The organism is Congregibacter sp., from assembly GCF_965660375.1.
Taxonomy (GTDB): domain Bacteria; phylum Pseudomonadota; class Gammaproteobacteria; order Pseudomonadales; family Halieaceae; genus Congregibacter.
In genome coordinates, this window is the sequence record NZ_CBFHZO010000087.1 from 65163 (window position 1) to 76490 (window position 11328).

At 56.2% G+C, this 11328-nt stretch carries 10 protein-coding genes; 7 read left to right on the forward strand and 3 right to left on the reverse strand.

Annotation, left to right across the window (positions count from 1 at the left end; genetic code table 11):
* Positions 1-5 precede the first annotated feature (5 nt).
* Entirely contained in the window at positions 6-1454 is a 1449-nt protein-coding gene (locus ACTG3T_RS08150) for a TrkH family potassium uptake protein (RefSeq protein ID WP_439101769.1), read from the forward strand.
* A 49-nt stretch (positions 1455-1503) separates the two neighbouring features.
* On the opposite strand, the gene djlA is transcribed toward ACTG3T_RS08150, so the two are convergent.
* A complete protein-coding gene (gene djlA, locus ACTG3T_RS08155; RefSeq protein WP_439101770.1) occupies positions 1504-2295 on the reverse strand; it encodes a co-chaperone DjlA in 792 nt (263 codons plus the stop codon).
* 335 nt (positions 2296-2630) lie between these two features.
* Between djlA and glyQ the strand changes: the two genes are divergently transcribed.
* Genes glyQ through ACTG3T_RS08175 form a run of 4 tightly spaced genes read left to right on the forward strand, consistent with a single transcriptional unit; the run spans position 2631 to position 8108 of the window.
* Entirely contained in the window at positions 2631-3590 is a 960-nt protein-coding gene (glyQ, locus tag ACTG3T_RS08160) for a glycine--tRNA ligase subunit alpha (RefSeq protein ID WP_439101771.1), read from the forward strand.
* Positions 3587-5668: a glycine--tRNA ligase subunit beta gene (glyS, locus tag ACTG3T_RS08165; protein WP_439101772.1), complete on the forward strand. Its 2082-nt coding sequence runs from the start codon at positions 3587-3589 to the stop codon at positions 5666-5668. The genes glyQ and glyS overlap by 4 nt, the downstream gene beginning before the upstream one ends.
* Positions 5669-5702: 34 nt before the next feature.
* The gene (gene rmuC, locus ACTG3T_RS08170; RefSeq protein ID WP_439101773.1) at positions 5703-7148 is read left to right on the forward strand and encodes a DNA recombination protein RmuC; all 1446 of its coding nucleotides are present in this window, start codon (positions 5703-5705) and stop codon (positions 7146-7148) included.
* A 24-nt stretch (positions 7149-7172) separates the two neighbouring features.
* The gene (locus tag ACTG3T_RS08175) at positions 7173-8108 is read left to right on the forward strand and encodes a hydrogen peroxide-inducible genes activator (RefSeq protein ID WP_439101774.1); all 936 of its coding nucleotides are present in this window, start codon (positions 7173-7175) and stop codon (positions 8106-8108) included.
* Positions 8109-8139: 31 nt separating this feature from the next.
* Here the strand turns inward: ACTG3T_RS08175 and ACTG3T_RS08180 are convergent, their stop codons facing one another.
* The gene (locus ACTG3T_RS08180; protein WP_439101775.1) at positions 8140-8562 is read right to left on the reverse strand and encodes a retroviral-like aspartic protease family protein; all 423 of its coding nucleotides are present in this window, start codon (positions 8560-8562) and stop codon (positions 8140-8142) included.
* A gap of 413 nt (positions 8563-8975) precedes the next feature.
* Between ACTG3T_RS08180 and ACTG3T_RS08185 the strand changes: the two genes are divergently transcribed.
* Positions 8976-9368: a hypothetical protein gene (locus tag ACTG3T_RS08185; RefSeq protein WP_439101776.1), complete on the forward strand. Its 393-nt coding sequence runs from the start codon at positions 8976-8978 to the stop codon at positions 9366-9368.
* Between the two features lie 146 nt (positions 9369-9514).
* Positions 9515-10720: an ISL3 family transposase gene (locus ACTG3T_RS08190; protein ID WP_439101777.1), complete on the forward strand. Its 1206-nt coding sequence runs from the start codon at positions 9515-9517 to the stop codon at positions 10718-10720.
* 185 nt (positions 10721-10905) lie between these two features.
* Here the strand turns inward: ACTG3T_RS08190 and ACTG3T_RS08195 are convergent.
* On the reverse strand, positions 10906-11328 hold a 423-nt coding region (locus ACTG3T_RS08195), incomplete at its 5' end, for an SOUL family heme-binding protein (protein ID WP_439101778.1).

The window sequence follows — 11328 nt, forward strand, 5'->3', positions numbered from 1 at the left end:
GGCGCATGCACTTTTCTGTCAGTCTGCGCATCCTCGGGCTTTTACTCACGCTGTTTAGTGTGACGATGCTGCCACCGCTGCTCATCGCGGTGCTCAATGACGACGATACGGTGACAGGCTTTATTTCGGCCTTTTCCATTACTCTGCTTTCGGGCGCAACGCTGTGGCTGCCTCTGCGCGGCGTTAAACGGGACCTGCAAATCCGTGATGGATTCCTGGTGACGGCATTGTTCTGGACAGTTCTGGGCCTGTTCGGTGCGCTACCCTTTGGGCTCACCGAGTCTTTGAATATGAGTGTCACCGACGCGATTTTTGAATCCGTATCGGGCCTTACCACCACCGGGGCTACGGTGTTAACCGGACTCGATGATATGCCCCCATCGATTCTTCTTTACCGGCAAATGCTCCAATGGCTGGGCGGAATCGGGATCATCGTCGTGGCGGTTGCCGTGCTTCCCATGCTCGGGATCGGTGGTATGCAGTTGTATCGCGCAGAGACGCCGGGCCCCAGCAAAGACAGTAAGCTGACTCCGCGCATCACCGAGACCGCCAAGGCATTGTTTACCGTGTATCTGGCACTTACCGTAGTGTGCGCAGCGGCTTACGGCCTCGCTGGAATGTCGGGTTTTGACGCGGTATGCCACGCTTTTGCCACCGTTGCCATTGGTGGTTTCAGCACCCACGACGCCAGCATGGGCTACTTTGAAAGTGATGCCATTTATTTGGTTAGCACGCTGTTTATGCTGATTTCGGCTCTCAACATCGGTCTTCACTTCACCGCCTTCCGTCGGCGCAGTGTGCTGGGCTATTGGGAGGATTCCGAGGCGCGGTTTTTCCTCAGTGCCATGGCGGTGTGCGTATCCATCACCTGCGCTTACCTGGTTTTCTCCCAAACCCTGAACCTTCAGGAGAGCGTTGTTCACGGGCTTTTTCAGGCGGTTTCCATTACCACTACCACGGGCTTTGCTACGCAGAACTTTGCGCTGTGGCCGGGCTTTCTCCCCATGATGCTGCTAATGTTTTCTTTTATGGGCGGCTGTGTGGGGTCTACCGGCGGCGGCATCAAGGCCATGCGTCTTATGTTGATCTATAAGCAGGGAATTCGGGAGCTTAAGCAGCTCGTGCACCCCCATGCGATTATCCCCTTAAAAGTCGGCAATCGTCGCGTAGAAGCAACGGTCGTCAGTGCGGTGTGGAGCTTTTTTGCGGTCTACACCTTCGCATTTATTGTGATCATGCTGGTGCTGATGGCCACGGGCCTCGATTTTATAACGGCGTTTTCTGCAGTGGCCGCCGCGCTCAACAATCTGGGGCCGGGCCTCGGCTCGGTGGCAGCCAACTATGGCGAAGTCAGTGACTTTGCGAAGTCGGTGCTGTGTTTTGCCATGCTGCTGGGACGTCTCGAGGTCTTTACACTGCTGGTGCTGTTTACGCCGATGTTCTGGCGGAATTAACCTTGCTGCGCCAGTCTCCGATAATCATCGGTCGGCGCCTGGACATCCGCTACCCGCTCTTTCCCGTCCCCCGGGACTTTCTGATCAACTCATAGGCCGCCTGAATTTCCTGGGACTTCTCCGTCGCAATCTTGAGCATATCTTCGGGCACACCCCGCGCTGAAAGTTTGTCCGGGTGATGCTGACTCATAAGCTTGCGATAAGCCCGCTTGACCTCTTTGTCGGGGGCCTCCTCGCTCACACCCAGGGCGGCGTAGGCATCGGCGATTGTAGGGGCAGACGAGTCGCCCCCCTGCTGATGGAACTGTTCCTGCGCCGTGGCCATGCGCAAAAACTCTTCAACCACTTCTGCGCGGTACCCCAGGAGCTTGCCGATCTGCAGCAGCGCCGACCGTTCGCCGCTGTGAAGTTCATGGTCCGCCAGCGCCAGGGTCACCAGAAACATCATCAGGGTTTGCTTAAGCGCGGGATGCACGCCCCCCGCCATCAGGTAACTTTGAACGGTGGACTCTACGGAAAAAGCGTCGTCGCCACCCTCTTTGAACAACAGAATGGCTTCGTGGCGCTGATCATCAGACAGACCCAGCTGACGAAAAATGGCCTCTGTGTGTGCCACTTCGTCTTCTGAGATGCGGCCATCCGCTTTGGCGACATGCCCCATGAGCAAAAAAGTGGTGCGAAAAAACTGTTGGCGAACCTTCTCAAGATCGCCGGACCCCATACGGAGGACCCCGGCCAACCCCCGGTCAAAGAGGTGTCCGATAACCACGCCAAAGATGAGTCCTGGAAAACCCGCAACGAGTACACCGAGAACGCCCGCAAGCAACTTGCCCAAAAACATTGTTAACTCCGATTAGAGGGGGATAGAGGATACCGGGGTCAAAGGGACTCGGACCGTCCGTCCAGCGCGTAATAGTCCACGGGACCCCGGGGTCCTACCCTAAAGCGTTTGTACTCCCACTGATACTGCATAGAGGCTATTCGCACACATTTTTCGACGCCATCGTTGAGGGCTTCCTGGCAGACCTGCCTGGCCTGACAGTCAGTATCCTCATCTGCAGGCCAGTAATAAAGCTGATAACCGCTTGGAATGCGCTCTCAATGTAAGGACTGCATATTGTGCCGCTCTTACTGACGGTATACTACGGGCCTTTTGCATCTCGTACAGGACTTCGCGTGAGCCAGTATTCCAATCCAGTCGCAGATCCCATCAGTTTTCAGGAACTCATCCTCATATTGCAGCAGTTTTGGGGAGAGCAGGGCTGTCTTATTCTCCAGCCCCTGGATATGGAAGTAGGCGCGGGCACCTTTCACCCCGCCACCTTTCTCCGGTCTCTGGGGCCGGAGAACTGGAACGCGGCCTATGTTCAGCCCAGCCGGCGCCCGACTGACGGTCGCTACGGTGAAAATCCCAACCGATTGCAGCATTACTACCAGTTTCAGGTAGCCATGAAGCCTTCACCACCGGCGTTTCAGGAGCTTTACATTCAGTCTCTGGAAGCCTTGGGCATCGACACGCTTATCCACGATGTCCGTTTCGTGGAGGACAACTGGGAATCACCGACACTGGGGGCCTGGGGCCTGGGTTGGGAAGTGTGGCTCAACGGCATGGAAGTCTCGCAATTCACCTACTTCCAGCAGGCCGGGGGGATCGAGTGTTATCCCGTAACCGGGGAGATCACCTATGGTCTTGAACGGATCGCCATGTACCTGCAGGGCGTTGACAGTGTCTATGACCTGCTGTGGACCCGCAGCCCCCAGGGCCCCGTGCTCTATGGCGATGTGTTCCACCAGAACGAAGTCGAGATGTCCCGCTATAACTACGAGGAAGCAGATGTCGATTTTCTGTTTTCGCAGTTCGATCACTGTGAGAAAGAGGCATCACGTCTCACCGAAAAGGCCCTTCCCCTTCCGGCCTATGAAATGGTCATGAAAGCTTCCCACACATTTAACCTGCTGGATGCGCGCCACGCGATATCAGTCACAGAACGACAACGCTATATTCTGCGAGTGCGTACCCTGGCGCGAAACGTTGCCCAGGCCTATTTTAACGCTCGCGCGGCCTTGGGCTTTCCCATGGCTGAGCCCGCTATCCGCGACGAAGTCCTTGCCCAGCTTAAGGAGGCGGCAGCATGAGTCAGCCCCTACTTCTGGAAATTGGCTGTGAAGAACTGCCCTCAAGCAGTCTGGAGCAGCTGGGCATTGCCCTTCGCGAACAACTGGTAAACCGACTGACGGAAAAAGGACTGTCCCACGGTGACAGTCACTGGTTTGCCGCGCCGCGACGTCTCGCGGTTTTGGTTGAGGATCTTGTCGAACAGGCCGCTGACGAGACCCGGGAGGCTTTGGGGCCACCTCTGGCTCAGGCACGGGATGAGGAGGGCAACTGGTCCCGCGCCGCCCAGGGCTTTGCCGCCAAACAGGGTTGCACGGCCGATGAACTGGAAGTCATTGATACCCCGAAGGGTCAGCGATTGGGCCTGACACAGGTCGTCACCGGCGCGAAAACCAGCGATTGCCTTTGTGAGGTCATCAATGGAGCCGTCGCAGATTTACCCATGCCCAAGCGCATGCGCTGGGGAGCGTCACGAAAAGAATTTGTCCGCCCCATACACTGGGTCGTGCTGATGTACGGCGATAAGAGCGGATTTGGGGAAGTACTGGGGATCACCAGCGGCAACTCGTCAAAAGGACACCGCTTTCATGCACCACAGAGCGTGAGTTTTTCATCCGCGGCAGATTACCGGACAACCATGCGCGATGCCTGGGTTATCGCTGATTTTCAGGAACGTTGTGAGCTGATTCAACAACAGGTAGAGAAAGCCGCCGCGGCACTGGGAGGTCAGGCACTCATCGATAGCGATCTCCTGGGTGAAGTCGCCAGCCTCGTCGAGTGGCCCGTGGCCCTGGCAGGCAGTTTTGATACGGCATTTCTCGAGGTTCCCGCCGAGGCGCTGATCTCTTCCATGCAGAGCCACCAGAAGTATTTTCCGGTGGTGGACGCAGACAGCCAACTGATGCCGAACTTCGTCACCGTCAGCAATATCGAAAGTCGGGATCCTGGCCAGGTAATCGCAGGGAATGAGCGAGTCATTCGTCCCAGACTGGCTGATGCAGCCTTCTTTTTTGAGCAGGACCGGCAGAGTACGCTGGCTTCGCGGGTTCCGCGGTTGGGTGCCGTGGTGTTCCAGAAGAAACTGGGCTCACTGCTGGAGAAAACCCAGCGCGTGCAGAGACTCGCGGGAAAGTTGGCGGCGCTCATCGGTGCGGACCAGGCTTTTGCCGAGCGTGCCGCGGAACTGTGCAAGGCAGACCTCGTCTCGGAGATGGTGCTGGAGTTTGGCGATATGCAGGGCATCGCCGGTGCCTACTACGCTCGTAACGACGGTGAGAGTGACGAAGTCGCCGACGCCATCGAACAACACTACTGGCCCACCCAGGCGGGTAGCGATCTACCCGCAGGCGATGTGGCCGTGGCGGTGGCTCTTGCTGATCGCCTGGATACGCTCGTGGGTATTTTCGGCATTGGCCAACCGCCGACAGGATCGAAGGACCCCTTTGCGCTGCGACGGGCGTCCATTGCCGTGCTGCGAATCATCATTGAGAAGAAACTTGCGCTGGATTTGCGCGAATGCCTGGAGCTCGCCAGTGGCGGTTTTCCCGCGGATATCATCGCCGAGGGCACGGGCGATACGGTGTTTGAATACATGCTCGACCGATTACCGGCGCTCTACGAAAATGACGCCATTGCCATCGAGGTGTTTCGTGCAGTGCGCGCCAGCGGTAGCTCAAAACCCGCCGACTTTGATCGTCGCGTACGCGCCGTTAAAGCCTTTGGGGAGCGCGCCGAAGCTGAGGCACTGGCAGCAGCCAATAAGCGCGTAAGCAACATTCTTGCGAAAGCGCAGGATCGCGACATTGAAGCTAAAGTAAGCGCTGACTTACTCAAAGAAGCTAATGAAATTGCGCTTTACGAGGCAATATCGGCCGCCGAAAAAGATAACATCGATGCCCTGGCAACGGCGGATTACGCCACCGCACTGGGCCGCCTTGCAGCGCTACGGGCTCCCGTGGATGCCTTTTTCGACAAGGTCATGGTGAATGCTGAAGACCCTGCTCTGAAGGCAAACCGTCTTGCCCTGCTGGCAAGCCTTCGCGACCAGTTCATGGCGATTGCTGATATCTCGCAGCTGGCGGGCAGTAAAAGCGAGTGAGGCTTGAACTCATTACTGCGATGCATTCTGGTCAGTGATCGAAACCGCGCTTAACGATCCGTCTCTCCTTTACGCCGCGGCCGGTTTAATCGGTGGCGCTATAATCGCCTGGTTCTGGCGGGGCGCGGAGCTTTCGAAGACCCGGGGCGATCTAGATGCGCAGCGGGATCGATTGCAGGAGCTGGAGATCGCTCATGCAAGCGTTTTGAGCGAGCGCGAAGTTCTCGCTGAGCAATTTCGGAACATGAGCGAACGGGTTGCCGAGTTACAGCTTGAGCGCAACTCCCTGGCCACCACCAATGCCGGATTAAGCGCCCGTCAAACGGCGGATCAGGAAAAGCACAAGGAACAGTTGGCGCTGCTGGAGCGCAGCAAGCAACAGCTCGCTGTGGAGTTTGAAAATCTCGCTAACCGCATCTTTGAAGAGCGCGGTAAAAAGTTCAGCCAGGAAAACCAGCAGTCCATGGAGTCCCTGCTGAAACCCTTTGGCGAACAGATTCACCGGTTTCAATCGCGCATCAACGAAGTCCACGCACAGTCGATTCGTGGCAACGAAAGCCTCGCCGGTGAGCTTCGCACGATGATGGGTGTAGGTTTAAAAATGAGCGACCAGGCGGAGAATCTTGCCAAGGCGCTGAAGGGTGACAAAAAAACTACGGGCAACTGGGGTGAGGTACAGCTCGAGCGCACTCTGCAATTAGCGGGGCTGGAACCGGGAAGCCACTACGAGGCGCAAAGCAGTTTTCGCGACAGTGAAGGCAAGCTGCGCATTCCCGATTTTGTAATCAAACTCCCGGACGGGAAGCATCTCATCATCGACAGCAAAGTCTCGCTGGTGGACTACGACCGGGCCGTCGCCGCCGAAAGCGATGAAGAACGCATCGAAGCATTAAAAGCCCATGGCGCAGCCCTGAAACGCCACATCGACGATCTCTCTGCAAAGGATTATTCAGCGCTCGGCGGGATGAACAGCCCGGAGCTTGTTTTTATGTTTATGCCTATTGAGGCGGCATACATAGAGGCGCTCAAGTTCAATCGCGAACTTTTCAATGATGGTTATCGCAAGAACGTGATCATGGTGTCGCACACGACCTTACTCCCCATGCTCCGTACCGTGGCCAGCCTGTGGATTGCCTATCGCAGCAACGAAGAAGCACGGGAAATCAGCGAGATGGCGGGGGACATCTATAACAAGGTGTGCCTGGTGGGAAACCGTCTGGAAGACATGGGCAAAACCCTCAGCACTGCCACCGACAAGTACAACAAAACAGTCACGGCGCTCGTGGGCAAACAAGGCCTCTACGGAAAAGTAGAGCGCTTCAAGAGCACCGCTGCCAATGCGAAAGGAGAATTGCCGCCGGCGGTAACCCAGCACCCGACCATCGAACACGATCGTCTTGGCATACTCAAGTCGGACGATCCCACCAGTCAGTCAGAATCAACAGCTGCCAGCGATGATAAAAAACTTCCTCAGTCTTAAACGCGCGACTTACCTGCGGCGCCCGTGAATCGACCATCGCTGAAACAACTGGAATACGTCCTGGCCGTTGCCAAAAACGGCAGCTTCCGTGGCGCGGCGGATGAACTGGGTATCAGCCAACCCACACTGACTGCACAGATTTCTCGAGCCGAAGAGGCCCTCGGCGAGAAACTCCTTGAACGCTCGCGAAGTGGCGCTTATCTGACCCCCGCAGGGCGGCTCTTTGAGCCCCAGGCACGGCGCGTTTTGGAGGCCATGGAGGAACTGGGACAGGTCATGGGTGACACCGCGATCAACGAAAAAGCGACCTATCGATTGGGGGTCAAAGGTACGCTGGGACCCTACCTGTTGCCACAGATTCTGCCTGCGCTCAAAGACGCTCACCCGAACCTTCGATTCTACGTACGGGAGGACTCTCCCCGGGGGCTCGAGGAGGGCATCGCAAGGGGCGAGTACGACCTGATCATTACGACCCTGCCCATCAACGCCAAAGATCTCGTGCAGGAGCCTTTGCTACGGGAAAAAATACTCCTTGCGGCTCCTGCCGATCATCCTTTATCGCAAGTTAAAACCTGGCGCGGTCAGTATCTTGATGGTGAGCAAGTACTTACTACAGAGCACGGCCATCAGTTCTCCCGACAGATTGAAGCCGTGTGTCAACGACTGGGGGCACAGGTCCGCCGAGACTATGAGGGGAGCAGCCTGGATGCTCTCAGACTTATGGTTGTCATGGGTATGGGGCTCACATTCCTCCCAGCGCTTTACGTCGAATCGGAAATCAATGCCGATAGCGGACTCAGAGTGGGCGAGTTAGCGGACGAAAACATCGCCAGACTGCATGTCCTGGCCTGGCGACCCAGCAGTCCGGCCAGAAACTTTTACAAGGTTCTCGCCAGAGATTTACGGTCAATCATCGCCACCAGGTTGGGGCATGCCGTGGATGTTATGCAAGGCCAGTAGACGAGGGGGTGATTTCGCTACCGGGGATTGCTCAGGGAGCAACCGCCGCAATAGCTTCCTGCAAAGGCTCATCATGAGGAAGGCTCCGTACGCAGTTGCTAAGGCCCAGAGCCGGTGGATTCATGGATAGCGTCAGCGGTGCAAAATGTGAAAGCACGTTAAGACCCAGAAGGTTACGACCCGATCCGGGAACCACAATTACCTCGGTGGGGCCGATGTCACACCCTCCTACCAGGTGAAGTGCTTCAATTTCGTAAACGTCTAATTTTCGCGTTCGACCATCCGCCATCCTGGCGGCAACCTCACGGGTTTTACGAACGCTCCGGCGATCGCTAATAGCCGAAAATACCGCGCTGTTGATCGTCGCCATAGCGGCACCAGTATCCAACAAAAAGGTCACAGGCTGACCGTCGATACTCATGGAAACTTCCAGAGCACCGCCAGATCCCGTCATTAATGGAAGCTCAACAGTCTGTTGCGCCCAGGTCGCGCCAGCCAGAAGCTGACAAAACAGGATTACTAAAGGTAGGTGGCGCGCAGACATGAGTTACCGATTGCAATAGTCGAGCCATAGCCTGGAAAAACGAGGGCTTACAAAGGTGCAGCGTATTTCGCGCCCCCCGTCCTTTTGCCATACGCTCTGCGATGGCGCATTTATCGGTTCAATTAGGTGCGCACCACCGCCAAAAGCGTCTTTTATCGGTAAATAGCGGAGATTAACGTTCTTTGGATGAAAATTGATAGAAAAAATCTATCGTGAATTCTCAGCACTTTGGTCGGGAGCAGGATAGTTTTCATTTATTATCGTCAGCCTGAAAAATGCACTACGGACATTTGCCGCTAGAACGCTAAAGAGGTAGCAAAGATATGAACGCGATAGACAAGCCACGGCCTGCAAAATTTTTGAACGCAGCGATTACAGCAGCGATCGTAACCACCGCAATGTCTGTTTCCGGAGCTGCACTATCCGAGGGCATTAACTCAGCCACGGAGTACCGCTGGGAAGTAGATATGCGCGGCAAGCCGCCCTTCAAGCGTGAGCGCGTAGCGGTCGAAACGGTGGATATCGCCTCCATGGAAATCAGCGATAGCAACGTAGCTACAGAAACAGTGTGGGTACGTGAGTTTACGGGGCGTCCTCCCTTCAACCGGCGCCAGGTGGAACTCCCGGTGGTCGACGCCGCCGCCATGGAGATCGTTGACGAAGCACCCAAGACCACCATCTTTCGCGGCCGTCCGCCCTTCAAGCGGCACCGCTAACGAGCAACCCTCCCTGATGCGCCGAACCCTTTGGGAACGGCGCTTTTTTTTGGTTCATCGCGCATTAGCGGGATTGGAGTAGAGGCGAACGGTCAATCGGTTTAGGTTGTAAGTACGACCAAACAGCCAGCCAAAGGACCGCCGCCATGTCCCATGCTACGTTCCCAGGGTTCTCCTGGGAAGGATTTCTCTTTCTGTCATCTGAACCACTGGGCGATCAGACGCAGTTGATTCGGCTTCAGCCTGACCCGTCTCGCAGCCCAAAGTGCTCTCATTGTCGCTGCTCGTGTCGGCAAGTTCATGACACCCAGCATCGCCGCGTCAGAGACGCTAACCTGTTCGAGTATCGTGTCTGCCTGGAGGTACCCGTGCGACGAGTTGTCTGCTCTCGCTGCGGGATATCACGAGAGTATTTACCCTGGCTCCCGCCCCATGCGCGCATCACCACACGCCTTCGGAACCACGCTGAACAGTTATTGAGATTGCTGCCTATTAAACATGTCGCGCAGCTCACAGGCCTGCACTGGCATACGCTCAAAACCATCGATAAGGCGCGATTATCTCGTGACATCCCCACTCCAGACCTGAGCCGTGTGCGTTATCTGGCGATGGACGAGTTTGCCCTGCATAAAGGCCATCGCTACGCGACAGTGGTTATGGATGTCGAACGCAAGCAGGTCCTCTGGGTGGGCCAAGGACGCTCACGCGAGTCTGTAAGGCCCTTCTTCCTCTGGCTCGGTGAGCATTGCCAGCATATTGAGGCAGTGGCGATGGACCAAAATACGGCTATGGATTTGGAGGTCCAAGAGCACTGCCCCAATGCACGTGTTGTTTATGACCTATTCCACGTAGTAGCGAAATACGGGCGGCAGGTCATTGATCGGGTACGCGTCGACCAAGCCAATCAACTACGAGGCGATAGGGCGGCGCGCCGCCTGGTGAAACAGTCTCGATGGTTATTACTGCGCAACCCTGAGAACCTGGAGCCGGGACAGGCCGCCAGCTTGGATGAGCTACTCGTAGCCAACCAACCGCTCATGCTGGTGTATTTGATGAAAGATCAGCTCAAACGGCTTTGGTACGCCAAGTCTGAGCGCGCCGCGCGTTGGCGCCTCACACATTGGCTCAACCAAGCGCTGGCGAGCGGTATCCCTTCATTACAGTGGTTCGCGAGGAACCTGAAACCGTACGCCGACGGCATCATCGCCAGTGCCAGCTATCCGCTGAATACCAGCGTATTGGAGGGAGTGAACAACCGGATCAAAGTCATAAAGCGCATGGCCTATGGCTACCGCGACATTGATTACTTCTTTTTAAAGATCCGCGCCGCTTTCCCCGGAAATATGCGATGAACCTTTTTTTTGCCTGTCATTTCTCAATTGCGATACCAAGATCTTGGTCGCACCAGCACAGCGGGCGGTTGATGCTTAAACCGAATTAGCTGATTATTGATAAAGGGTCTCACTTACGAAGAGTACGAGGAGGGCCCGCAGAAAGTGGACGAGGGCGGGCGCTAAACGGCCTCTACCGGGTATCGCTATTCGGTGTTTGGATCGTACTGGATCCTGACCTCATTCCTTCTCAGAAACGGCAGCGTCCAGGGCGGATCGTAGCGCGCCAGTGATGGGTTTCCGATAGTCGTGATACCCCGGTGTGCAGCCCATTGGAGAAGCTCCCCGGTTTTCAGCGCACGTTTTTTCTCGCTGACAAGACCCGAGAAACGCAGCACGGCGTAATAGCTGCGCGGTACCTCCCGCAAGGTCACCGCAGGGTCATCGGGAAAAGGCAGCGTGTCCAGGGTGTATTCCTTGGGCATAATAAACTGTACTCGCCATTCTTCGCCCTCCCTGGTGCTTGTCACCGGCGTTGTCATCGCAATCTTCTCCGGTACCGCCTGCATGGTCACGGGCGCCGTCATGCTGATTTTCTCTGACTCGCCGGATCGCGCTGAGTTCTTGCC

Bases quoted from the DNA above. Each gene is read 5' to 3' on its own strand.
- ACTG3T_RS08185 (WP_439101776.1), top strand. From the start codon at position 8,976: ATGAACGCGATAGACAAGCCACGGCCTGCAAAATTTTTGAACGCAGCG.
- ACTG3T_RS08150 (WP_439101769.1), top strand. From the start codon at position 6: ATGCACTTTTCTGTCAGTCTGCGCATCCTCGGGCTTTTACTCACGCTG.
- ACTG3T_RS08190 (WP_439101777.1), top strand. From the start codon at position 9,515: ATGTCCCATGCTACGTTCCCAGGGTTCTCCTGGGAAGGATTTCTCTTT.
- djlA (WP_439101770.1), bottom strand. From the start codon at position 2,295: ATGTTTTTGGGCAAGTTGCTTGCGGGCGTTCTCGGTGTACTCGTTGCG.
- glyS (WP_439101772.1), top strand. From the start codon at position 3,587: ATGAGTCAGCCCCTACTTCTGGAAATTGGCTGTGAAGAACTGCCCTCA.
- ACTG3T_RS08180 (WP_439101775.1), bottom strand. From the start codon at position 8,562: ATGACGGGATCTGGCGGTGCTCTGGAAGTTTCCATGAGTATCGACGGT.